Below are 24571 nucleotides of genomic sequence, written 5' to 3'. Positions count from 1 at the left end.
ATCAATACGTATGATAAGCAAACAATTGTTGAGCAGGAGCGTGGCCGTCATGGTCATGACCAGCGTGACCTCTTTGGTCTGGGCACAATCCTTTACGGGATCGGTTGTTTCGGCTGATTCGGGCTTGCCAATCGGGGGAGCAAGTATCAAAGTAAAGAATCAGAAGATATCAACTAGCAGTGACGAATCGGGTAAATTTTCATTGACAGTCGGTACTGGAACAATTTTAACGGTCTCTTATGTGGGGTATAAAACGGAGGAAATTACAGTAACCGGCCCCAAAATGGTAATTCGGCTACAGCCACAATCTTCCGATTTAGAAGAAGTTGTTGTGATAGGCTATGGTGTGCAAAAGAAAAAATTGAACACAGGTGCCAATCTGAAGGTTGAAGGTGAAGAATTGCAAAAACGGAATCAATTGAACCCGCTGCAATCGCTCCAGGGACAAGCACCGGGTGTAGCGATCACATCTACCTCAGGACAGCCGGGGGCAGATATGAAAGTCGTCGTCCGCGGATTGGGAACAATAGGTAGCTCTGGGCCACTATATGTCATTGACGGTGTCCCGGGTGGTGACATCTCGGTCTTGAATGCTGCCGATATCCAATCCATTGATGTTTTAAAAGATGCTGCTTCGGCTGCCATATATGGCTCGCAGGCGGCAAATGGGGTCGTCCTCGTCACCACAAAGATGGGAGCCGCAGGTAAAAATGTGCTTTCCTTTGACGGTTATACAGGAATTCAAAACGTTTCGCGCAAAGCGAAATTATTGGACGCAACTCAATATAAGCTGATTATGAACGAACAATCGCTGAATTCGGGTGCCTCGCCAATCAATTTTGATGCTATGGAGGGCTTAGCTAATACAGACTGGCTGGATTACATGTTCAAGGATAATGCAAAAATGGACAATTACAATGTTGCACTTACAGGCGGTTCGGAAAAATCTACTTACGCCTTGTCGATGAACTACATTGGCCAAGAAGGAATAGTAGGTGGTAAAGATGTATCCAATTACCAGCGTTATGGTTTCCGAACAAACTCGGAACATAAACTCTTTGACAATTTTGTAAAAATCGGTCAGCATCTCAATTTTAATTATATAAAAAATCGGGGTATTGGTGTAGGGAATCAATACAACAACACGCTACGCGGTGCATTTGCCACGTCGCCTTTGTCACCGGTGTATTCGGACAATGGCCTGTACGGCAGCCCTTTCAACGACACCTCCACCTCGCCCTGGTATAATGGCGATAGCAATCCTTATGGAGTCATGATGACCAATTCAAATAATAACAACGATGGACAAAAATTGCTGGCCGATATCTTTGCAGAGATCGAACCAATGAAAGGGTTGAAAGTGCGCTCTTTACTGGGGTTCAACTATTATGCATCGGAATATAGAAGTTTTACACCCTTGTACCGCTTCTCGATTTATACCTATAACCAGGATCATACGACTACCTCCCAGAACATGAGTAAGGGACATACGCTAACCTGGACGAATACCGCGTCCTACGACTTTGATATCAACACAGATCATCGCTTTTCGGCTATGCTGGGAATGGAATCGTTACGTTACCAAGGAACCTTTCTTTCGGGGTCTAACTGGAACTTGCTTTCCCAGTTTAACGATTTTGCGCACGCTTACCTAGATAATACAACGGGACAGGCACATTTGGATGAAAAGGGTAATGTGGTGGAGACCAGGACAGTCTCGGGGAGACCTGAAAATGTCACTCGACGGGTTTCTTATTTTGGAAGATTGGGTTACAATTATAAAGAAAAGTATCTGCTGAACGCGACACTGCGGGCAGATGGCTCTTCCAAATTTTCGCGTAGCAACCGCTGGGGATATTTCCCTTCCGTGTCCGCTGGCTGGGTCATTTCTTCAGAAGATTTCTTTAAGGAGAATTTAGCTGGCGTAAACTTTTTCAAACTGCGAGCTTCATGGGGACAAGTAGGTAACCAGGACATTGCAGATTTCCAATACGCTGCACCGATAAGCACCTCAACAGGTATTACCTCTTCCAATCCCGGAGCGCATTATGTCTTCGGAACAAGCAACAACAATATTGCTGGCGCTTATCCGAGCCGTTTGTCCAATCCCAATTTGACATGGGAAACGTCTGAACAGACCAATATTGGATTTGACGCCAAGTTTGCAAGCAACCGTCTGGATGTGGTTGCCGACTTTTATGTCAAAAAGACCAAAAATTGGCTGGTTACAGCTCCAGTCTTGGCAACGACAGGAACACTACCACCATTTATTAATGGGGGTGATGTAAAGAATACAGGTGTGGAGCTTGGGCTAAATTGGGCTGACAAGATCAACGAACTCAAATACCGGGTGGGGATAAACGGTGCCTACAACAAAAATAAAGTTGGCCAGATCCCTACCGAAGACGGCATTATCCACGGACAGACGGCCATGTTGTACGATAATTCAGAGGAATTCTACCGCGCTGCAAATGGCCTGCCCATTGGTTACTTCTGGGGGTATAAGACCGACGGCCTATTCCAAAATCAATCCGAAATTGATGCTTGGCGAGCAGCTGGAAAAGGTATCCTGCAAGCGGATGTAAAGCCTGGCGACGTAAAATATGTGGACCAGAACAACGATGGCATTATCAATGCCTCGGACAAAACAAATCTGGGAGTGGGCATGCCTGATTTTACCTATGGCTTTAATATTGGTCTAGATTATAAAGGTTTTGATTTATCGGTGAACGCCTATGGTTCCCTCGGAAACAAGATTGTACAGTCCTACCGTAATCATACCAATAAACAGGCAAACTACACAACGAGAATACTAGATAGATGGACCGGGGAAGGTACTTCCAACAACATCCCGCGCGTCACTGAAACGAACGTCAACTGGCAGTTTTCAGATCTTTATGTTCAGGACGGGGATTTTCTGCGGATCAGCAATGTTACCTTAGGCTATGATCTTTCTAAACTTATCAAGTGGAAATATGGCAATCAGATCCGCTTCTATGTACAAGGACAAAATCTGTTCACGTTCACCAAATACGACGGTATGGATCCCGAGATTGGCTATGGTACGGACGGCTGGGTATCGGGCATTGATCTGGGCTATTACCCAAGACCCCGGACAGTTCTATTTGGCCTAAATGTTAAATTCTAAATCAAGAAATCATGAAAAAAACGAGCTATATCTATCATTCCATGTTATTGGGATCCTTACTATTAGGGTCATGTTCATCCAATTTTTTAGATGTCGAACCGATGACAAGCGTTTTGGAGAGCAATTTTTATAAAACAGTGGCTGATGCTGAAATGGCTTTGGTCGGCTGCTATGACGGTTATCAAAGGACGACGTCCAACGGCAGCCAAGCCTTTTATATCACATCTGAGATCGCCTCGGACAACTGTTTTGGCGGTGGAGGAACAACAGACGGCCGAGGATTTCAAGCAATAGACCGTTTTGATATTGCACAATCCCAATCGGACAATAACATCTTTGACGGCACCTGGTCAGATTACTATGCCGGTATTTTTAGATGCAATACGCTACTGGGGAAATTGGATGGCACCGACTTCTCGGGAAGCACAGCCGCACGCGCGCGAATTGAAGGTGAAACCAGATTCCTACGCGCCTTAATGTACTTTGATCTTGTACGCCTTTTCGAAAGAATACCTTTGTTAACGAGTCCGACCAACGAGAATATTCCACAGTCGGATCCTAAAGCGATTTACCAATTGATAGTTTCGGATCTCAAATTTGCGGCTGCGAACATTCCGGAGACAGCTTATCCGAAATCGGCTGCCGCCACCAATGACGGTCGGGCTACAACATTTGCTGCAAAAGCGCTGTTGGCCCGTGTTTATCTCTTTTATTCAGGATACTATGGCAGCGAGGACATCGACGTATCCAAAGCAGAAGCACTGGCGGGGTTGGAAGACGTGATCAGCAGCGGACAGTTTACCTTGGTGGCAGATTTTAAGAATCTATGGCCCGCGGCAAGTTATACCCCAAATGCCAGCAACAATACACTAGATATTTCCAAATATGCCGGCAAGGGAAATTCTGAAGTGGTATTTGCGCAGAAATTTAACAATACCTCTAACTACAGCGGTTATGTCGATGGTAATCGCTGGGTAGTATTTCTAGGCCTACGGGGCAAAAATTGGTCGCCCTATGGACAGGGATGGGGTGTATGCACAGTAAGTAAAAACTTCTTCAATGAGCTTGACAACAACGACACACGCAAGACGGCCTCTATCATTGATATCGAGGGCGAAAAAATAACGGGTTTTGACCTCAAAGATCAGCGCGAATACACGGGATACGCTGTAAAAAAATATGCACCAACCGCATTGCCGGATGGCACCACGAATACGGGAGGGGATAAGGATATGCAATTATCACAGGATCAGGATTATTTTGTGATCCGCTATGCCGACGTCTTGTTGATGGCAGCCGAACTGGGTTCCGTCAATGCACAAAAATATTTTGACGAGGTGCGTAAAAGAGCCTATAAAACCAATTTTGTAGCGCTGCCCGTATCAAAAAACAATATTCTAAAGGAAAGAAAATTTGAGTTTGCATTTGAAGGTATCCGCTATTGGGACGTGCTGAGACAAGGCCTGGATATGGCAGCGACCACGCTCCAAACATCAGAAGATGTGCTTAGTGGTTCGGTGCCTGAGAAAGTTATTGTAAACAGAGAGCGTTTTTTGACAACAAGAGGCTTTATGCAAATTCCAAACAAGCAGATTACACTATCCAACGGTATATTGAAACAGAATCCGGGATGGAATTAAGCCTAAACACCGTACAATGGACTATTGGTTTAACTATAATAAATTGATAAAAATGAAAAAGATACGAACAGTTATCATGTTCTTTGCAGGGATGATATTCTTTGGGAGCTGCACCCCGGAGAACTATTCACTGGGTGACATCGATGTCACATCGGCAGAATTGGCAGAAGGAAAGGCCTATACCGTTGAGCATGACGTCAATAATCCAAATATTGTTTATTTGACCAGTTTGATGGATCCCAAATATACGCCTTTATGGGAACATCCACAGGGACGCAGCCAGGAAAAAAAGGTAACGCTGAAAATGCCATTTCCGGGGGAATACACGATCAAATTTGGCGTCGAAACCCGTGGGGGAATTGTCTACGGAGAGCCGGTAACGTTTAAAATCGATCAGATGTATGCCGAATTTATCAGCGACGAGACCTGGACTTTGCTGACGGGGGGCGCAGGGGAGGAGAAAACATGGTATCTGGATCTGGACGCAGATGGCATATCCCGCTACTTTAAAGGCCCAGTGTATTTTTACGGCACTGGGGACTGGTGGGGAACGATAAACAAAACTGGTGAGCCGCTCAATAGTGACAGCTGGAGCTGGCAGCCCGATTGGAAAAGCAATAGCTGGCTAATGCCCGCAGGTGACTACGGTAGCATGACTTTCGACCTGAAAGGCGGGGCAAACGTCAATGTGATACACACGATGTTGGATAAAGTTCAAAAAGGGACTTTTAATATTGATACCGAAAAGAAAACCATGCGCATGACAGGGGCTTCACCTTTGCACGGTAAGCCGCAAGATGGGATGGTGGTCGACTGGGGGGATATACGCATTATGTCACTGACGAAAAACACCATGCAACTGGCGGTATTACGGGATCCGGTGCTGTCGAATGACAGTGCTGCCATGCTGACCTTCAATTTTATCAGTAAAGACTATAAGGAAAGTTTGATTGAAAATGAGGCGGAAACCAATAACGATAAATAAGATAATTGATCCTGACTATTTAAGCAAAACTTATTTATATATACGCAAATTATTAGCTAAAGACAGTACTTATGCGATCCATTTCAATCATGATATATCCTTGCAAGTAAATGTGAATGAAACAAATCGCTATATCATTGATCAAGTTTAGCGCTTACGCTTGGAGATAAATTTATGTTGAAACGACTATTTCATACAGGATATAGCCGGGTAATGAGCCTGTTGTTGCTATTGTTGGCAACGACAGGCTCTTCCATTGGGCAATCCAGACAGGTTATTAATTTTAATCCGGACTGGTGGTTTAAACTGGACAGTAGCCAGCAATATATCGATGAACAAAGAGGAGAGGGCTGGCGCCGCCTCGACCTACCGCACGACTGGAGCATCGAAATGCCATTCAGCGCAAACAGTCCTGCAGCTAGCGGAGGAGCCTACCTTGATGGTGGAATCGGCTGGTACCAAAAATCATTTAAGCTGGCTAAAGCTGACAGCGGACAAAGGATATTTATTGCATTTGAAGGGATATATGAAAACAGCGAGGTGTGGATCAACGGGCATTTTTTAGGAAAAAGGCCCAACGGTTATATCGGATTCGAATATGAAATGTCCCGCTATCTATACTGGGACGGTAGAGACAACCTGCTTTCAGTTAAAGTAAATAACAAGAACCAGCCAAACTCACGTTTCTATTCTGGATCGGGGATCTATCGGGATACAAAACTAATCATTCGTAATCCAATCAGCTTAACCAGCAACAGTACTTTTATAAGAGCCACCCAGCTCAATGAAAAGCACGCCGTCGTAAACCTGTCACTGGAAATTGAACAGACCCTTAAGGAAGCAAAAACGATCACGGTACTGACGCAATTGCTTTCGCCCGACGGCCTGCCTATTGCAAGTGAACATACAGTCTTGGCAAAATTCAAGACAGGGCTTCATCATATCCAGCAGCAGATATCCATTGACGATCCTCTTTTATGGAGTATTGAAACGCCGCAGCAGTATATGGCGCGCGTACAGTTGATTGCAGATGGCCAGGTGCTGGATGAACAAAACAGCAAATTTGGTTTACGTAATTTTAATTTTGATCCAGAACAGGGTTTTACGCTAAACGGGAAGCGTCTTAAAATCCGAGGCGTGTGTCTGCACAGTGATCTCGGCGCACTGGGTATGGCATTCAACCGGTCTGCAGCATTACGTCAACTACGATCCATGAAAGAAATGGGCGTCAATGGGATCCGTACATCGCACAACCCTGCAGCACCTGGATTTTTGGATCTATGTGACAGCTTGGGCTTTGTGGTGATGAGTGAAACATTTGATGTTTGGAAAGGGCACAAAAACCCGTATGACTATCATTTATATTGGGATCAATGGTACAGACGGGATTTTGTAGACCATGTCAAACGCGACCGTAATCATCCGTCGCTGTTTATCTGGTGCCTGGGTAATGAAGTTCAGGAGCAGTGGCATTCAAAACCGGATGGAATAGCTATTCCAATCGCTTTGGCCTCAATCGTAGACAGCTTGGATGGAACACGTCTGACTACCATTGCAAACAATGAACTTTCCAAAGCGAATCCAGTGCTGATGAGTGCAGCAGTGGATCTGATAGGCTATAACTACAACCATAAAAAATGGGCTAGTTTTCCAAAGGATCATCCCGGCAGAAAGTTCATCGTAACGGAAAGTACTTCTGCATTGGAAAGTCGTGGACAGTATGATTTGATTCCTTATGATTCTGTTCGCATGTGGCCCGAAAGATGGGATATACCTTTCGATGGAGGCAACAAGGATAAGAGTATATCGGCTTATGACCATGTATTTACGCCTTGGGGATCAGACCATCAGACGAGTTTGAGGTTAATGGAAAAGTACGATCATATCGCGGGCATGTATGTATGGACGGGATTTGATTACCTTGGTGAACCCACACCTTATACTTGGCCGGCAAGAAGCTCGTACTTTGGAATTATGGATTTAGCAGGCTTCCCGAAGGATGTATATTATTTGTACCAAAGCGTATGGACAGCGAAGCCTGTCCTACATGTATTGCCTCATTGGAATTGGAAAAAAGGGGATATAATAGATGTGGTGGTTTACTTTAACCAAGCAGACCGGGTAGAACTTTATCACAATGGCAAAAAGATAGGCGATCAGAAAAAAGATTCCGACCGTTACGAAGTCGTTTTTAAGGGCATAGCATTCGAACCTGGTACGCTTGAGGTTATCTCTTATCAGCAGGACAAAAGAGTGTTAAGTAAAACAATCCGTACAGCAAAAAAGGAACAGCGCATAGCTCTGATTGCAGAAGACGACTCAGTTAGTGCCGCGATGAATGAACTTTCTTTTGTACATGCCTATGTTGTGGACGAGTTTGGCACTCTTGTTCCCGATGCAGCAAATAATATTGATTTTGAGGTGGAGGGAGATGGGGCAAAAATTTTGGCGACGGATAATGGGAATACAACAGATCATACGCGTTTCCAGTCGACATCACGACGAGCATTTCATGGTAAAGTGTTGGTTATTGTGTCAAGTAAAAATAAAGGCCAAATTGTCGTAAAAGCGAAAAGTAAGGGGCTTATTTCAGGAGAGGTTCACATCAAAGTTGAATAAGGGAATTAGCTCTATTTTGTGGGGCTATTGGCAATGCCTTGTTATCTTACGAAGCAAAGCATTGCCCCACTTGTCCATTCGAATAATCCTGTTAATGACTTAATATTGTATTAATTTTGGAAGTAATGTCAACCAGATCAAAAGGTTTGGCAATAAATCCATTGGCACCTAAATCGTCTGCAATGGCCGCTCCATCGACACTCGCCGAAAGTATAACCACTGGCAAGTCTTTCACTTCGGGCGTATTTCGGATAATTTTTAGGACCTGATCACCCGATAATAGAGGCATCCATAAGTCCAATAACAAGATATCTGGCCGGTGCGTCATGAGCTGTTTAATCAGATTGGTACTGTTGATCTCGCATATCACATTAAATCCTTCTAATTCGAGAAATAGTTCAAGCATCTCTACTATTCCTTGGTCGTCATCACAGATCATTATTTTTCTACGCTCCATAGCTTTCGTCATTTATTTGTGATTGGTAATGTGAAATTAAATGTAGCCCCTTCTCCGGGTTCACTTTCTACCCATAGCGTTCCATTATGATTGGCAATAATCTCATGTGACACATAGAGCCCGATCCCTAATCCGGGAAATTTTTTCTGTATATGGCTGGCCCTGAAGAATCGTTCGAATATTTTCAGTCTGTCCTGATAATTGATGCCCATGCCGTAATCTCTTATGGAGATTTTTACAAAATTGGCAACTTTGTGCATGCTTACTTCCACCTTATTTGAATCGGGTGAATATTTAATAGCATTGGATAATAGGTTATTGAGTACTTGGATGATCTGAAGCTCGTCCCCTTGGACAATAGCGCCTGTGGTGCCCGATAGCTGGATCTCATAACCGGGCACAGCGAGCGTAATATTTTCAATTGCCTCGCGGATTGTTTGATCAATATTAAATGGCTCCATATGCAATTCGATATGACCAGACTGTATTTTTGAGGTATCCAACAGTTTAGTGATCAACAGATTCAAGCGATCGACATAGGCCGACATCTTATCGAGCGTGCTCACAAACTTGTCATTCGAATGATCTGGGCTCATACGTTGTAAAATTTGAACCAGACCTTTAATCGTCGTGAGAGGCGTCTTGAGCTCATGGCTAGCAATGGACAAAAAATCGTCTTTTCGCTGGTCTTGCTCTTTTTTCTCCGTAATGTCTTCGAAAGCTATCAATATCCGATCTTTGTAATGCCCCTCAAATTCAATGCGATAAGCATTTAATAGCATCACTTTACGGCCTATATGGGGAAATACATTGTCAACCTCGTAATCAATAACAGGATTGTTGGTCGGTAGGATCTGGGTCAGGAGCTCTTTCAAAGAATTGATATTCCACTGTTGCATCCCAAGTTCAAAGAGAGGTTTTCCTAACGTTTCTTCGGAGGAAACCTTAAAAGAATTTAAAAAATGTTTATTCGCACTCAACACGATATAATTGGCATCTAATACCAATAAACTCTCCCGGACAGTCTCAATGATACTGGAGAGAAAAATTTCCTTTTCCTGTAATTCTTTTGTTCGTTCCTGTATTTTAAGTTCAACATGTGCTTTCTCTTCCCTAAGGTCGTACTCGGCTTTCTTGCGCGCCGTAATATCATTTTGTACGCCTATAAAATGGGTGACCTGTCCCGCTTCGTTTTTAACAGGAGATATAAAAAGCTCATTCCAAAAAAGTGTACCGTCCTTGCGGTAATTACGAATTTCGACTTTACATTCTTCACCCCGCTGAATACTTTCTTTTAAAAGTTGGCGTTGGTGCTGTGAACGATCCTGAGCCTGCAAAAAACGGCAATTATGCCCAATAATCTCATTGTGCGAATAGCCACTGATAGTTTCAAATGCTTTGTTGCAATAGATAATCGGATTATCGTGTTGCATATTATCTGTAATAATAATGCCTGAATAGGCAGAATTCAAGGCTTTAAGATAGAGATCGAGATCATCGCTCGAATTATAAATGGTATGTTTCGATTTATCAATATATGTGTTTTTTTCTTCCATATACGTTTAAGACCCTAACGAATTAATGTCGTACAATTCAATTTTTAATTTGGAAATTAAATGCAAACCATATGCCCTTTTTTTATCGACCGTATTTTATATAAACAAAACAGGTATTTATCCCCAAGACATGTTCTGTAACAGAATATACAATTCAGGGTAATTTACAGACAGCTGACATTTGTGCCGTTCATTGGGTTGCTGATTTTTGTATATTGCGTTATCCGCTATTACCCCAAATTTACGCAGATATCATTGCACGTTAGAAAAAAGACATCAGGAATGAAATTAAAAATTAGACAGGCACAGGAACATGAAATAGATGTATTATTGGAATTTGAACAGGGAATCGTGGCAGCAGAACGCCCGTTTGACGATACATTGGAAGAAGGTGAAATTCACTACTACGACCTGCTGGAACTCATAAAATCACCAGAAGCAGAAGTATTGGTCGCTGTGGTCGGCAGTGAACTTGTCGGATCTGGTTATGCGAAAATAGTTGATGCCAAGCCGTATCAAAAGTTTGCCCGATATGTGCATTTGGGATTTATGTATGTAAAACCAGATCACCGCGGACAGGGGATCAATAAATTGATTCTGGAAGCATTGTTAAGCTGGGCAAAAGGAAAAAATATCTCGGAGGTGAGACTTCAGGTTTATGATCAGAACGACAGTGCGATAATCGCCTATAGTAAAGTCGGGTTTAAGCCCAATTTACTGGAGATGAGAATAGAAATTTAGAGATTCCACGTGCAGGAAGTGCGGCCGCCACTGTTGCTTCAATTGCGATTGTGATCAGATCCATGCAATCCACCGCCCGGATAAGGTATTCAGCAATAAATCGCTATTCGCTATTACAACGTCTGCTTTCAAATTGTTCTGTATCAACTTTGTGTTCTTCGAAATTCTTTAATACCAGTATTTTTATTTTTTCGAACTGTTGCGCCGATATCCCATCCTGTTCTTTTGCAACCATATAAAAATAGGTCCCGCGGTATTTTTTAAGTATTGAGCGAACGGAGGCAAAGTCCATATGATCGAGGATTTCTGATTTCGGTTCTCCGGCACGCGGTATTGCAATGGAAGTACTGTACCTGATCGGTCTAAAAGTCGAATCCACGACTTTCTGGCTAAATGGAGAAGGCAGGGATTCTTTGGGGTTATATACCGTGAGGTAAATCGGTACGGTCAAACTATCCTCCCGGCTGAATATACTTTTATTCATCACGGCATAAAATTTTTCCGCAGTATTGACAATCGTCAGATCATAGTTTACACTATCGGGGTGTTGAATATACTGTTCCAACAGTTTATTATCTTCGGCATGGCGCAGGCCGATCACATTGATTTCGGCACCGTAAGGATCCCGGGGAATATCGGGTCTAAACACCACCGTAGCGCGGGGGTCGTTGGTCCATAAAAATACCGGTCCAAAAGTAAGGCCATACACTGCAGCAACATCTTTGGCTTTTAACACATTAGTTTCATAGGTCTTTTCCATATCGAGGATCGCGTCTCGAAAACCCGCCGTTTCTTTATCCCGCTGTTGCTTAATAAAATCAGCACCGCAAGTACGAAAAAGCATCACGAGTGCAAATACCGCCGATATCGGAATGGCAATATATCTGTAATCGCGTTTTTTAGATTCTTCGATCTGGGAGACGAGGCTTGTTGCGGTATTTTCTCCGGGATTTCCGCCCTGAGGAGCTAGAGCCTGTTGTTCCAGATGATGCAGAAGCTCTTCCCTGAATGCGGCAAAGGTAATGGCCTCAACGGCGGATTGGGGATGATCCGGATTGAATAACCAAACGAGCTTTTTTCCATTGTTGAGTTTGATCCGCATGGAGGGCGGAGGGGCTTGAAGAGGACCATAGGGCGGTATACTGTGGATGTCCTTATAAAGAACCCGTCCATAACTTAAGGATGTAAATCCTTCCTTATCCAGGGTAATGGTATCTATCGCTTTCGATTTTTTGACAAAACGCCAGACACCGAATACCATCAGGCTAAGCATCAGAACAATATTGGGCCAAAAGATCCATTGTACATACTCCATGAGCCATACCGTCAGGAAAATGAGTCCGAATGGTATTCCAATGAGAACAAGTAGCAGATAGAGAAGTCCACTGTTATTCTGGTATTTGAATGTATATTCTTTCATCGTAAGTCCTTTTTGAATTAACTATCTATTTATGTTGGATCAATGGCCTAAAACTACGACAAATATCCACATGGAAAAATCCATGAAAACAGGGATTTAATAGCCAATGCTATTTATCGCTCCCGCTCTTTGAGGTATTCGATCATCGCATCCAAACTCTGCACTAATTTTTCGCCTTCAAATCCGACCTTACGAAAACGAATCGTCCCTTCGCCATCAAGGATACGGCTGATGACAAGATTGCGTACCGAGGCAAAGAGAAAAGTTTGATAAGAATGCTGGATTTCCAGTCGGTCCATTCTGTCCCAAAGATTTGTAAAGATCTCCTGTACTATGTCGCCCAATTTATGTTTTATTTCAACAATGCGCTGTCCTAAACGGCTATATCTTAGCCTGACAGTAGCAAATCATGTAAAACGCAATAATTTCGTTAACTTTAGCAGAAAGTTTTATTTTTGATACATCCTAATTTGTCCATGATTCGTGTCTGTCATTTCATTATCGGTTACCTGCTTTGTATTTCCATCGTGTATGCGCAAGAGTCAGATTCCTTTCTCCATAAAAAATATATACGTGACAGAAATACTTTCGAGACATTTGAAAACGGTCATCGGCGGTTTGTTCAAACAGCCAACCACCGGATTGCATACCTGAAGTGGGGACAACAAACCGACAAGGTGTTTATTTGGTTACCAGGAAGCCTTTTGTCGGCCTATGATTTTTATCCATTTGCAGAAAACTTGGTTAAAGCGGGATATTGCGTACTGTCCATTGATCATTATGGTCATGGGCTGACGAAAATACCCGAGCAAGATTTGGATTTCTGGGATTTTGCGGACGACCTTGCTGCGGTCATGGATGATCTGCACATTAAAAATGCTGTTATCGGCGGATTTTCCAGAGGCGGCTATATCGCAACAGCTTTCCATGACCGCTATCCGGATCGGGTGCGGGCCCTCGTGCTGGAGGATGGCGGTTCAGTCCCATTTAAATCGTTGTTCAAGAGGATGAATATCGCTCAAAAAGAAGCGTTTTTCAGATCGGTGGAACCGCCGGCAGAAGTCAAAAAACTACTATTTGATGTCTATAAATCTGATTTTGAAATCTATCGTAATATCGCGCAGCTGGATGGCTCAGCGCAGCAATGGCAAATCTTTGGATTTATCAAACATCAGGATGGAAATAGCCTACTATATAAAGGACTCAACGCCTATATGCATATGCAGGACAGTGTTCAGTATGTACAGTTGTTAGAGAGGCCCTTTGAAGTGAGCGGATACGCTTCTTCCATAATGCGTGTAGATCCAATAAAAAGCTATCGCTCGTTGCGTGTCCCGATGTTAATCATTGACGCTGTTGGTAAAGGTGATGCATTTGATACACGGGCCGAAAATCAACAGTTAAAATCCATGCACCCCGAACTGGTACAGCACCGACTGTTTGACTGTGCTGATCATAACGTCCACTTTGCCTGCCCGGGAGATTTTCTGAAAGCGCTGCAAGCTTTTCTGGCGACGCTTTAATAGCATACCAAAAAATCAAAATACCTCGATAATTATCCTTCTGAAGAGCGCGCTGCATACCGACAAAAAGTTTGCTTTATTTCAACGGTTACATTATATATCCACGACAACCTCATGGACACACTGTCCTTTTTTTTAACATAACACACGAAAAAGAACTCCGCTGATTTCTTTCCTGCCACGTACTTTTAGCATTTCGACATGATTTACTACCTAATTATCTTTTATCCTAATTAGTTAATTTATAGATAATATATAAGAAAATTGTTTCAAAATATAATCAGTACCGACTTAAATGCCGCAGTTTACCTGTAAAACGTATTTCTACGTTTTGTCACAGTAGAAGTATATTTTACAAAAAGGGGTCGGGATACTAGCACTCTTATTGATACGAAATGGCAGGATCAACCTTTAACAATGACATTATAAACAAGAGAGGAAAAGTTATGAACGATTTCAATTTAAATGTGCTGATCAAGGAAAAGCGAGGATTATTAAACCATTTTGCAGCCAAATTCACAAATGACCCAGATGAAAAGGAAGACCTTATTCAGGAGACCTGGATTAGGGCACTAAAATCCCTTGACAATTTTGTACAACACCCTAAATTAATGAGCTGGCTGTATGTGATCATGAAACACACGTATATCAATAAATACCGTAAGGCCAAACGGGTAAGTGAGATTCAGGATACGTATATTGGTTTGGAGGGAGCAAATAATGTGGTGCATAACAATGGGGTCAATAAATTTATGGCTGAAGACATTGAAAAAGCAATGTGCAGCCTAACCCCGGAAAACTATGAAATCTTCCGGCTGTTTTTGGAGGGCTATAAATACCATGAAATAGCGAGTTACTTTAATATGCCGGAAGGCACCATAAAAACACGGATTCACATGTCCCGAAAGAAGTTACAGAAACAGCTTAAGCTTTATAAATTGAATTAAAAAAACTGCTCCTTTTTAATAAACTGAAGCCAAACGTATTGACGTTTGGCTTCAGTTTATTTCGTTGGCAAATGGCTGCTGCTTCGCCGGGTTCGCTTTCCACCCAAAGCGTTCCACCATGATTAGTAATGATCTCATGAGGTACATACAATACGATTCCCAATCCTGGAAATTATCTGCTCAAATCTTCCGATTGAAAAAGAAAAGTTTAAATTGCAATTTTACCCCCTGTTACCGCGATTGTGGCTCCGGCGATATAGCTACTGTCCTCTGATGCCAAGAACACATACGCGGGCGCAATTTCCGCGGGTTGAGCGGGCCTTTTAATTGGACTATCCTTGCCAAAATTCTCAGGTTCGGGCATGGTGGACGGAATTAATGGTGTCCAGACAGGTCCGGGAGCAACAGCGTTAACACGGATACCTTTATCTTGTTCGAGCAGCATTTGAGCTAGGTTGGCTGTAAAATTTTGAATAGCCCCTTTGGTAGCGGCATAATCTAATAAAACGGCATTTGGATGATAAGAATTGACCGATGCGGTATTAATAATAGAACTGCCCGGTTTCATGAAAGGCACAGCAGCTTTACATAGATAGAACATGCTCCTAATATTCGTTTCAAAAGTACGATCCCATTCTTCAGCAGTCAGCTCTTCCAGCGTTTTATGCGCCATCTGATACGCAGCATTGTTGACCAGTATATCGATTCCCCCTAATTCACGGACACATAAATCAATTAACTCCTGACAATAATTTTCTTTTCGCAGATCTCCTTTTGAAAGCAAAGCCCGGCGACCTTCCTTTTCCACGAGTCTAGCAGTTTCAGCTGCATCTCCATCTTCGATGTCGTAGCCGTAATTAATAACCACATCGGCACCTTCCCGCGCATAAGCAATGGCGATGGCTCGACCAATTCCCGAGTCGGCGCCGGTAATAAGCGCTTTAGCATCTTTTAATCGCCCGCTACCTCTGAAGCTTTCCTCGCCATGATCGGCTTGTGGTTTCATTTTTGATTCGGTTCCCGGTACTTCCTGTTCTTGTTTTGGAAAGGGAGGAGTGGGATATTTCGTGTGTGGATTCTTAAATAGTGTCATAATATTGATTCTTCGTGTAACATTTATTTCGTTATAAGAACCCGTAGAAAACCTGAATAGTTCAATAAAATAAAAGATTCTCAAATTATGGCGTGTCAACCATAGGTTTGGTATAATGGGACAAAAACTCAACAGATAATTGTTGATTCCTCTACGGCCACAGGCGTAGCGACTGCTTGATTGTCACCCATATTTTCTGGTGCCTATGCCTCATTGATACTGTCAGCTGTCTCTGTGCTATCTTTATTGGCGCCACTGCCACAACTTTGAGCCTATTTCCAGGTTATCCGTACCATACCGGTACCAGAGAGCTCGAATTGTCCGGGTGCTTTCTCTTTTGCAGGATGATAAGTAGATTTAACTTTCTGTGCTATCTGAATGGAAGGAAGGCGGTTCCCGGGCAGCCCAAGGAGCCGCAGCTCGGCCTTTAGCACCTCGCTTCCCGCAAGAAGAAAGGTAGCTGAATTTTTACCTCTTCGAAAATTCGTTATTGGATAATCAACAAACACGATAGCATCCAGCTCCGGTATTTTAAAATATTGTCTCGGAACTAGTGCAAAGGCAAGGCCCGCTCCGTACACTTCCTGACCAACTGTGCCGCTTTTTTCCCAACCGTCGTGGATATCTTCGAGCGGGATCCATAAATCTCTTTGAATTTCTCCGGTTTTCACTTTTTCGGAAATCATGTCAACAGTTAATAGAGGCGGAAAATAACAGGCCAATCGCCCAATGGCATATTTAATAAACTCGGGAATAAGTATCCTTAATGCTGGCAGAATTTCAATTCTACTGCTGGCCTCGAGGTAATGGTGTAATGCAGCAAAAACCTCCAGTTCCTCATAGGCAGCGGTATAGGGTGCATCATTTAAGGGGAAAACGGCAAAGAAGTAAGGAAAACTTTTTCCGTAGCCATAATCGCAGTCCCAGATCTGGCAGTTTTTGAAAACGCCGGCGAGGCAGCGGTAACTTAATCCGAGGTACTTCGGCTCGCCGGTTTCCTTGTACATCTCTACTAAGGCCGCGGCGGCAAAAGCAGTATTATTGGCTTGATAAAAAATATCAAAAACTAAGCCATCCAAGCTTTCCAATGCCTTCTTAGCTTCACGGATAAAGCGTTTTTCTCCGGTCAGCTTCCAAGCCATAAGCATGATATGTGCATAGGATCCCGGTACATCTTTCTCGCCTCCTTTACCTGGAGCAGTTTCGGCTTTTAATACCTCTAATGTGGTCATCTTATAAAAAACGGGCCAATCATAGTCAAAGTGTTTTGCCACCTTAATAGCATAATCGACGGAGTCCAGAAACAATCGCTTTGCGGTGTTGTCTCCGCGCAGCGCCAATCGTGAAAGATTTAACAATGGATGATGCAGATACCAGGAATCCATGACCATCTCCCGCTTCTGTTCTTCGGATTTATCGAGATCATCTTCAAGTGCCGGGTGCCAGCGTACGATGCTTTTGATCCGATCGTCGTAAAATACACCCAGTCCACACTCAAGGTCGTCCAAAAGAGGATGGGTATCGCCACTCCAGGTCAGGTATTCCTGTAGCGGCAATAAGACGGCTAGCTGAACCATGATCTCGGAAGGAGTTTTATAATCGCCTACATAGGCATTAAGATAAGGAACTCCATTGGTCTGTGTCCAGCAACCTTTGTTTGTATACAGATCGTCCAGCACTCTTTTTGACGTAGCGATCCAGTCATGGGTAAGCGGTTCGGGCCGGGGTAGTAGCGTGTAGATGGTTGATAAATAACTGAGGTATTGTGTGGCAACCTCAGTCTCCTTTTCCGGAGTTTCCTGCGTCAATAGCACAAATGCATCTGATATGATGTATTCGGTCTCCGAAGGAAGCGGTTTCTCCGCATTGACAGGAAACTGAAACCCGAGTTCGGGCCAGCTCCCGCCGACTGTTTCACGGAGTGAAACTTCCGTCGCCTGACAGTATGGCGACATCGCTGTAAGATTCTGAAAATAATAAACCGAACCCACAGCTGGTTTTGTCATACTGAAATAAAGCTCCCCGGATCGGGCGCCCACCTGATGGGTGTGAATTGTACCGGCTGTATTTTCTATTCGACCATTTTCGGTAAGGGGCACGATATCACGCGGCCAAAAGGGGATCAGTAGGGGAAATTTACCCTGAAAACTGGTCGTATAACGAAACACCGCTTCCTCGCTCTCCGGAAGAGATATAATAATCCGGTAGTAACCTAATCTCGTGGCTGCAGTCACCAGAACTTCATCAATAGCTTTGCTAACGGTGATTTTTTCAAAATCACTATTCATGCCAAAAGCGAGTCTAAAAGCGATACGCCCACCCTTTGGCCAGCTCACAACCAGCCAGAGTGAATCTCCGGTATTGAATAGTGTCAGCGTGTATGCATGCAGCATGAGTTCGAAGATAGGCTTGCTGCTGGCGATATCGGACTGGACGGTTGCTGTCCATGGTGTTACTGGATGTATCATAATTTATAAATTAATACACTACTTCAGTTTTTATAACACGCACTGTAAATTAGCGATGTAATTATGCCTATCGGCATGGCAAAAGCTTTTAATTTTTACTATGCGAAATGGTGGTATTATAAGCGTCATCAAGTAATTTGGATAAGGGGCGGGAAATATGCCATATCTCTAATCAATGAAAACAACGTCGATGGATCTGAGTCCACCGAAAAAAGAGCGCTTACAGAATCTCTGCAGTGCTGTGAGGGTGAAAATTGCTGATTGTCAACCAGCAAAATAATCGGTATAGAAGGGAAATAGGTACGGGTTAACGCAAAAAATAGGCCGCTATCTTTGTAAACAATGCGGTAATCTAAAAATAATAACGCTATATCTGGCGGATAAAACAATCTGCTGCCAACCGTTTCAATAGAAGGCCCTTCAAGTACAATCCTTGCAGGGCTTTGTGGATCATGTTCAAAAGTATGCGGTAGGCGCATCGCAGCTTACGTACACTGGAAATAAGGGCAGTATTGATCTTTTCCATAGCAGTAAAGTATTTACTTTCTGATTGATTGTATTACTGTTAAAGCGGCTCATCTGGGGGCGGCGGTCACCTTATTTACTAAATCTGGGTGGACGGGTTCATACTGATCTACCGAGAAAATTTTTTTAGCTTTTGTCCGTTCTTTTTCACTGACGATCTCGCGCAGGGACTGACTAGAAAAACGATTTTTGCGTTTCGTATAAACGATTTCGATTCCTTCCGCAACGCAATAATCCCGACCTTCAAAATCACGTGTCTTATAATCTTCACTGACAAATATTCTGTGGATCGGAAGAGACTGTAGCATATCTGAAATATCATCGTCGGACTCGTAAGGAATGATCTCATCCACAAATTGACAGCCTTCCAATTTGATAAATCGTTCGACCATGGTCTGTGCAGCCACATAGCCAGTTGTATCTTCTTTCTTAACATCCGTTTTAAGTCCTACGATTAAATAATCGCATTGACGCTTTGCTTCTTGCAGTGCGACGATATGGCCGACATGCAGCATGTCAAATACACCAAATATTATTCCTATAATCATTTCCTATTATTTAATTTATTAAGCATTTCTTCTTTGTAGCGGATAATTGCCTGTGTCATTCAGCTTGACCACAGCACCTTGCACATGCTCTTGCTTCGTAGCAATAATCTTGCGGAGCGACGAACTTGAAAACCGGTTTTCGCGCCTATTAAAATATAATTCAATGCCTTTCTCCTCGCAGTATTGGCGTCCAGTAAACGCTTTGTCCATATACTCATCTCCCAGTATACGCACATGGATTTTGTAGGAACGCAGTACGTCCTCCAGATCTTGCTCGGTGGCGTAAGGGATAATCATATCGACGTGTTTACAGGCCTTAAGTTGCATATAGCGTTCAAAAACCGTCTGTGTCGGTTTGTTTTTCTCTGGGCGGTCCAATGTGGGATCCGTTTGTAGGCCACATATCAGAAAATCACACTGCTCTTTGGCATCCTCTAGCATTTTAATATGACCTGCATGTAAAAGGTCAAAAGCAGAAAATGTAATTCCTATCTTTTTCATCATCATATTGCTCTTAAAGTTTTAAAATCTATGTTGTTGTAGGAGAAGAACGCCGCATAAATTGGAATCGTTTTAATTTTAAATTATTTTTTTAACAATTTGACATTCAGTAGTTAAGATACTAACAGATGTTTTTTAATGGATAAATCGAACTAATTTCAACGGGAAGCGTTCTGATGTAAATTAAAAATCAAGCGAAGCCATGCATGCAAAAGGACTAGAATCTACTTACCCGCATACGACCTATCGGATCCAATTTCATAAAAATTTTAATTTTACCCATCTCGAGAACATCCTTCCGTATCTTCAGCAGCTGGGTGTAACGATGATTTATGCCTCACCGATCTTGACATCTACGCCTGGGAGTGGTCATGGTTACGACGGTACGGACATGAACCAGTTAAATCCTGAACTAGGCACACTTGCAGACCTGCAGCGTATCCGCAAAAAACTCGATCAATATGGGATCAAATGGCTCCAGGATATTGTGCCCAACCACATGGCCTTTCATACTGAGAATACCTGGTTAATGGATATACTTGAATTTGGTAAGGCCTCAAGCTACAGTAGCTATTTCGATACTTGTTATCATGGTCATATGTTTGCCCCGGGCAAATTAATGGTTCCGGTCTTGACAATGGAGCTAAGGCAGGCGATTGTGGAAGGTGAGCTGGCTTTAGTGCAGCATGATGCTAAATTATACCTGCGGTACGGAGATGATCGCTACCCCCTTAGTCCTGAATCGTATTGCAGCATTTTTGCAGATCACCTGAAAACAGTGCATAATGACTTCAATGGATTTCTGATTCGAGTTAATACTGCACAGGCAAATGGAAATCAGGAAGAATGGTCGGAGCTGCGCGGAATAATATTTTCGCATGTTCCGAACCCTGTGCTTGACCGATGCCTTGAAGCTATCAATAATTCACCTGAAAGCTTACAGGAACTGGCAGATGCTCAATTTTATGAACTTTGCCCTTGGTGGGACACGCAACAACGTATCAATTATCGTCGTTTTTTTACCATCAATGGACTGATTTGCCTGAATGTACATGAGCCGAATGTGTTTGAGCAGACGCACCAATTGGTGCGGCAACTTGTTCGGGAAGGTTTAATTGACGGTGTACGTATTGACCATATGGATGGATTGTATAACCCAACCCAGTATCTGACAGACCTACGCGCATGGCTGGGTGCTGGATGTTATATTGTCGTCGAAAAAATACTGGAACGGGATGAGGTTCTACCGCAGATATGGCCCATACAGGGGACAACTGGCTATGAGTTTTTATCCGCATGCAATAATCTCCTGACCTGTGCGAAAGGCAAGAAGAAACTAAATTCCTACTATAAGCAACTTCTTATTGAACAAAAGCCCCTGAAACTGCAACGGCTGGAAAAGAAAAAGTTGATCCTTTCGGAGTATATGCAGGGGGATGTAGCCAATCTCGTGAATTTGTTGGCAGATTTGCTTGACGATAAATCTGAGCTGAACAGAAAGCGTCTAAGAGCTATCGTACAGGCATTTTTGGCTAATTTTCCAGTTTATCGCATATATGATGATCGTTTTCCATTATCGCGGCAGAGCTATCGGATAATCGCCAAAATTTTTAAAAGGCTGAGTGCTGATTCTAATTTGGACCCGCGTACTTTAGCCCGAACCTGGGCCCTTTTCAAGATTGCCCAGGAGAGTGATAACCCGGCTTATAGAGCTCAGATAACGCAATTTTTGTTACGTTGCATGCAATTTACCGGTCCGGTCATGGCTAAAGGTATCGAAGATACGTTGATGTACACGTACAACCGCTTTATTGGTCACAATGAAGTCGGAGACAACCCAGGTAACTTTGGAATCAGCATCGGCCAATTCCATAAAGCGATGGAAAAACGCCAAAAATACTGGCCGCTTTCATTGAATGCCAGCTCAACACACGATACAAAGAGGGGGGAGGATGCGCGCTGTCGGCTTTCGGTACTCACGGCCATGGCCAGTAAGTGGACCAAGCAGGTGCAGATCTGGCAGGACATGGCCTGGAATGCATATCGTCGTGATCTTCCGCATCCCAATGACGAATATTTTATTTACCAGACTTTAGTGAGCTCCTATCCTTTTGGTGTACCTCAGGCAGAACCGGAAGAAGCATTTGAAAAACGATTTTTGGATTATCTGGTTAAATACCTGCGTGAAGGCAAAGAACGATCAAGCTGGGAAAAACCCAATGAATCCTATGAAGCTCTTGTGAGCGATTTCGCGCGTTTTCTGCTGGACAAAGAACGGCCTTTTTTTACCAATTTTTGTCAGTTTATGCAGGAGATCATAGATTATGGAATTATAAATTCCCTTGTCTTGCAGGTACTAAAATTTACCGCCCCAGGTGTGCCTGATATCTATCAGGGGGCTGAATTATGGAATCACAGTTTTGTCGACCCTGACAACCGAAGACCTGTTGACTATGCATGCCGCCAAAAATTACTGAATGACCTTGATACACTCCCTAAAAATCGTAGGCTGGAATCACTCTGGTGCGAACGGCAGAATGGCGCCATTAAACTAGCCCTGATTAGTAAACTGACCGAGCTTCGTAAAAGCTGCCCAGCATTATCTGCCCAAAGCAGTTATATAAAACTGAAGGTCGTGGGTGCGTATAAAAAAAATATATTGGCCTTTGCGCGTAAATATGGCGATGATTGGCTGATAATAGTTGTTCCGTTACACTTGGCAGCGATCGGTAAAGCATCGCACTTTATTTCGGGCGCCTTTGACTGGCTGGACACTACCGTACAGCTGCCGACAACACATCCATTGAAGTGGAAGCATTGGCTGGCGGCGGTAGAAGGGGAGGAAACGGAGATCGCTGTCGGAAAAATACTGAAGAATATACCCCTGGCAATTATGCAATATAAAGAAAAACCGAAAAAAAGAAGTGCCGGCGTCTTGATGCACCTCAGTTCACTGCCCGGAGCCTATGGTATCGGTGACATGGGATCCGAAGCTCGTCGTTTTGTCGATCGGCTGCAGGCAAGTGGTCAGTCTTGGTGGCAGATGCTACCTTTGGGGCCAACAGCAGAAGCGCAGGGGCATTCTCCCTATAGCACGCTCAGTGCCTGGGCCGGTAACCCGCTTTTTATTGATCTGGATGCATTGGTTAAACAGCAATGGCTGACAAAAAAGGAGTTAAGTATAGCCAAGGTATCAGATGCAGGTATGATTAATTTTCAGACCGTCAGCGAAATAAAGTATCAGTTGTTGGAAAAAGCTTATACAAGGTTTTCTGTCTACAGTAGCGCATTTGATGATTTCTGTAACGATGAAGCCAGTTGGTTATCGGATTTTGCCTTGTTTATGGTGTTAAAACAACAGTATCATAACCAGCCTTGGTACCAATGGCCCGAAAAATATCGCGCGCGGAATCAGGAAGCGTTGGATCTGTTCGAAAATGAGCATGCTGATCAGATTCGGATGGTCAAATGGTGGCAATATCTTTTTTCTCAGCAGTGGAACGATCTCCGTCATTACTGTACCGACCACGGCATCCGCCTGTTGGGCGATATGCCTTTTTATATGAATTACGACTCAGTGGACGTATGGGCACATCCTCATTTTTTTGCGCTGGACGAGCAACGTAACCTATCTTCAATTGCCGGTGTACCGCCAGATTATTTCAACGATCAGGGGCAGCTGTGGGGCATGCCTGTCTATCGGTGGGGGGCACTTAGAAAAGTGAAATACAACTGGTGGATCGAGCGATTGCGGCATAGTTGTAGACTATTTGACCAGGTTAGATTGGATCATTTTCGTGCTTTTTCGGCCTACTGGGAGGTCCCAGCCGGAGAACAGACGGCACAAGCGGGAAAATGGTCTGCGGGACCGGGAACAGATTTTTTCGATCAGCTAAAGGCCGAATTAGGGTTGATGCCTTTTGTCGCTGAAGATCTTGGTGATATAGATGCGGCAGTGTACGCGCTACGTGACCGGTACCAACTGCCGGGAATGAAGGTGCTGCAGTTTGCTTTTGGTGACGATATGGCGCGTTCACCGCATATCCCACACCAGTACGAAAACCATTGTTTCGCCTATACAGGTACACATGACAACAATACTACGCTTTCCTGGTATAATCAGGAAATTGATCAGCAGACACGCAGGAGAATAGACAACTATTTAGGAATGTCCATGGATACTTCAATGATAAATGTATCCTTTATCCGGATGCTATATGCCTCCATCGCCGATACGGTCATTATTCCCATGCAGGATTTGCTGGGTCTGGATGGTTCATCGCGCATGAACCGTCCGGCCAGTACGGCTGGCAACTGGCTCTGGCGCATGGAAAAACAGGCCTTTCACAAAAAATTGAAAAAAAAACTACGTCATTATACACAACTATACAATAGATAAT

16 protein-coding genes are annotated in these 24571 nt (G+C 43.5%); 8 read left to right on the top strand and 8 right to left on the bottom strand.

Annotated features, from left to right (window positions below; translation table 11 throughout):
* Positions 1-10 precede the first annotated feature (10 nt).
* From D7322_RS20780 to D7322_RS20760, 4 genes are all read left to right on the top strand, one after another.
* Positions 11-3148 carry a SusC/RagA family TonB-linked outer membrane protein gene (locus tag D7322_RS20780; RefSeq protein WP_220700141.1) on the top strand — a complete coding sequence of 1046 codons (3138 nt, stop codon included), beginning with the start codon at positions 11-13 and terminating at the stop codon, positions 3146-3148.
* Positions 3149-3159: 11 nt separating this feature from the next.
* The gene (locus tag D7322_RS20775) at positions 3160-4788 is read left to right on the top strand and encodes a RagB/SusD family nutrient uptake outer membrane protein (RefSeq protein ID WP_121126153.1); all 1629 of its coding nucleotides are present in this window, start codon (positions 3160-3162) and stop codon (positions 4786-4788) included.
* A 52-nt stretch (positions 4789-4840) separates the two neighbouring features.
* Entirely contained in the window at positions 4841-5773 is a 933-nt protein-coding gene (locus D7322_RS20770) for a hypothetical protein (RefSeq protein ID WP_147430507.1), read from the top strand.
* 174 nt (positions 5774-5947) lie between these two features.
* Positions 5948-8392: a glycoside hydrolase family 2 TIM barrel-domain containing protein gene (locus D7322_RS20760; RefSeq protein WP_121126150.1), complete on the top strand. Its 2445-nt coding sequence runs from the start codon at positions 5948-5950 to the stop codon at positions 8390-8392.
* A 91-nt stretch (positions 8393-8483) separates the two neighbouring features.
* Here D7322_RS20760 and D7322_RS20755 read toward each other — a convergent pair whose 3' ends face one another.
* Complete coding sequence (locus D7322_RS20755) at positions 8484-8849, bottom strand: response regulator (protein WP_121126212.1); 366 nt, start codon at positions 8847-8849, stop codon at positions 8484-8486.
* Positions 8850-8857: 8 nt separating this feature from the next.
* On the bottom strand, positions 8858-10405 hold the full coding sequence (locus D7322_RS20750) for a PAS domain-containing sensor histidine kinase (RefSeq protein ID WP_121126149.1): 1548 nt from the start codon (positions 10403-10405) through the stop codon (positions 8858-8860).
* Positions 10406-10687: 282 nt separating this feature from the next.
* Here D7322_RS20750 and D7322_RS20745 point away from each other — a divergent pair, with 282 nt between their 5' ends.
* Positions 10688-11146 carry a GNAT family N-acetyltransferase gene (locus D7322_RS20745; protein ID WP_121126148.1) on the top strand — a complete coding sequence of 153 codons (459 nt, stop codon included), beginning with the start codon at positions 10688-10690 and terminating at the stop codon, positions 11144-11146.
* 103 nt (positions 11147-11249) lie between these two features.
* Here the strand turns inward: D7322_RS20745 and D7322_RS20740 are convergent, their stop codons facing one another.
* Both D7322_RS20740 and D7322_RS20735 read right to left on the bottom strand, forming a co-directional pair.
* Positions 11250-12566, bottom strand: coding sequence for a hypothetical protein (locus D7322_RS20740; protein ID WP_121126147.1), 1317 nt, complete (start codon positions 12564-12566; stop codon positions 11250-11252).
* Positions 12567-12679: 113 nt separating this feature from the next.
* On the bottom strand, positions 12680-12931 hold the full coding sequence (locus D7322_RS20735; protein WP_121126146.1) for a sigma factor: 252 nt from the start codon (positions 12929-12931) through the stop codon (positions 12680-12682).
* Positions 12932-13021: 90 nt separating this feature from the next.
* Between D7322_RS20735 and D7322_RS20730 the strand changes: the two genes are divergently transcribed.
* Both D7322_RS20730 and D7322_RS20725 read left to right on the top strand, forming a co-directional pair.
* On the top strand, positions 13022-14089 hold the full coding sequence (locus D7322_RS20730; RefSeq protein WP_147430506.1) for an alpha/beta fold hydrolase: 1068 nt from the start codon (positions 13022-13024) through the stop codon (positions 14087-14089).
* Between the two features lie 446 nt (positions 14090-14535).
* Entirely contained in the window at positions 14536-15036 is a 501-nt protein-coding gene (locus tag D7322_RS20725; RefSeq protein WP_183078791.1) for an RNA polymerase sigma factor, read from the top strand.
* 208 nt (positions 15037-15244) lie between these two features.
* Here D7322_RS20725 and D7322_RS20720 read toward each other — a convergent pair whose 3' ends face one another.
* The 4 genes from D7322_RS20720 to D7322_RS20700 form a co-directional block, all read right to left on the bottom strand.
* Positions 15245-16129, bottom strand: a complete 885-nt coding sequence (locus D7322_RS20720; RefSeq protein ID WP_121126143.1) for an SDR family oxidoreductase — start codon at positions 16127-16129, stop codon at positions 15245-15247.
* 272 nt (positions 16130-16401) lie between these two features.
* A complete protein-coding gene (locus tag D7322_RS20715; RefSeq protein ID WP_220700140.1) occupies positions 16402-18597 on the bottom strand; it encodes a hypothetical protein in 2196 nt (731 codons plus the stop codon).
* 575 nt (positions 18598-19172) lie between these two features.
* Positions 19173-19670: an adenylyltransferase/cytidyltransferase family protein gene (locus D7322_RS20705; RefSeq protein ID WP_121126140.1), complete on the bottom strand. Its 498-nt coding sequence runs from the start codon at positions 19668-19670 to the stop codon at positions 19173-19175.
* 18 nt (positions 19671-19688) lie between these two features.
* A complete protein-coding gene (locus D7322_RS20700; RefSeq protein WP_121126139.1) occupies positions 19689-20177 on the bottom strand; it encodes an adenylyltransferase/cytidyltransferase family protein in 489 nt (162 codons plus the stop codon).
* Positions 20178-20373: 196 nt separating this feature from the next.
* Here D7322_RS20700 and treY point away from each other — a divergent pair, with 196 nt between their 5' ends.
* On the top strand, positions 20374-24570 hold the full coding sequence (gene treY / locus D7322_RS20695) for a malto-oligosyltrehalose synthase (RefSeq protein ID WP_121126138.1): 4197 nt from the start codon (positions 20374-20376) through the stop codon (positions 24568-24570).
* Position 24571: the final 1 nt, after the last annotated feature.

This window comes from Sphingobacterium puteale (assembly GCF_003627955.1).
GTDB classification, from domain to species: domain Bacteria; phylum Bacteroidota; class Bacteroidia; order Sphingobacteriales; family Sphingobacteriaceae; genus Sphingobacterium; species Sphingobacterium puteale.
This window is presented reverse-complemented; position numbering and strand designations above follow the sequence as displayed.

Coding starts and splice junctions, on each gene's coding strand:
- D7322_RS20780 (WP_220700141.1), top strand. CDS start 11: ATGATAAGCAAACAATTGTTGAGCAGGAGCGTGGCCGTCATGGTCATG.
- D7322_RS20775 (WP_121126153.1), top strand. CDS start 3,160: ATGAAAAAAACGAGCTATATCTATCATTCCATGTTATTGGGATCCTTA.
- D7322_RS20770 (WP_147430507.1), top strand. CDS start 4,841: ATGAAAAAGATACGAACAGTTATCATGTTCTTTGCAGGGATGATATTC.
- D7322_RS20760 (WP_121126150.1), top strand. CDS start 5,948: ATGTTGAAACGACTATTTCATACAGGATATAGCCGGGTAATGAGCCTG.
- D7322_RS20755 (WP_121126212.1), bottom strand. CDS start 8,849: ATGGAGCGTAGAAAAATAATGATCTGTGATGACGACCAAGGAATAGTA.
- D7322_RS20750 (WP_121126149.1), bottom strand. CDS start 10,405: ATGGAAGAAAAAAACACATATATTGATAAATCGAAACATACCATTTAT.
- D7322_RS20745 (WP_121126148.1), top strand. CDS start 10,688: ATGAAATTAAAAATTAGACAGGCACAGGAACATGAAATAGATGTATTA.
- D7322_RS20740 (WP_121126147.1), bottom strand. CDS start 12,566: ATGAAAGAATATACATTCAAATACCAGAATAACAGTGGACTTCTCTAT.
- D7322_RS20725 (WP_183078791.1), top strand. CDS start 14,536: ATGAACGATTTCAATTTAAATGTGCTGATCAAGGAAAAGCGAGGATTA.
- D7322_RS20720 (WP_121126143.1), bottom strand. CDS start 16,129: ATGACACTATTTAAGAATCCACACACGAAATATCCCACTCCTCCCTTT.
- D7322_RS20715 (WP_220700140.1), bottom strand. CDS start 18,597: ATGATACATCCAGTAACACCATGGACAGCAACCGTCCAGTCCGATATC.
- D7322_RS20705 (WP_121126140.1), bottom strand. CDS start 19,670: ATGATTATAGGAATAATATTTGGTGTATTTGACATGCTGCATGTCGGC.
- D7322_RS20700 (WP_121126139.1), bottom strand. CDS start 20,177: ATGATGATGAAAAAGATAGGAATTACATTTTCTGCTTTTGACCTTTTA.
- treY (WP_121126138.1), top strand. CDS start 20,374: ATGCATGCAAAAGGACTAGAATCTACTTACCCGCATACGACCTATCGG.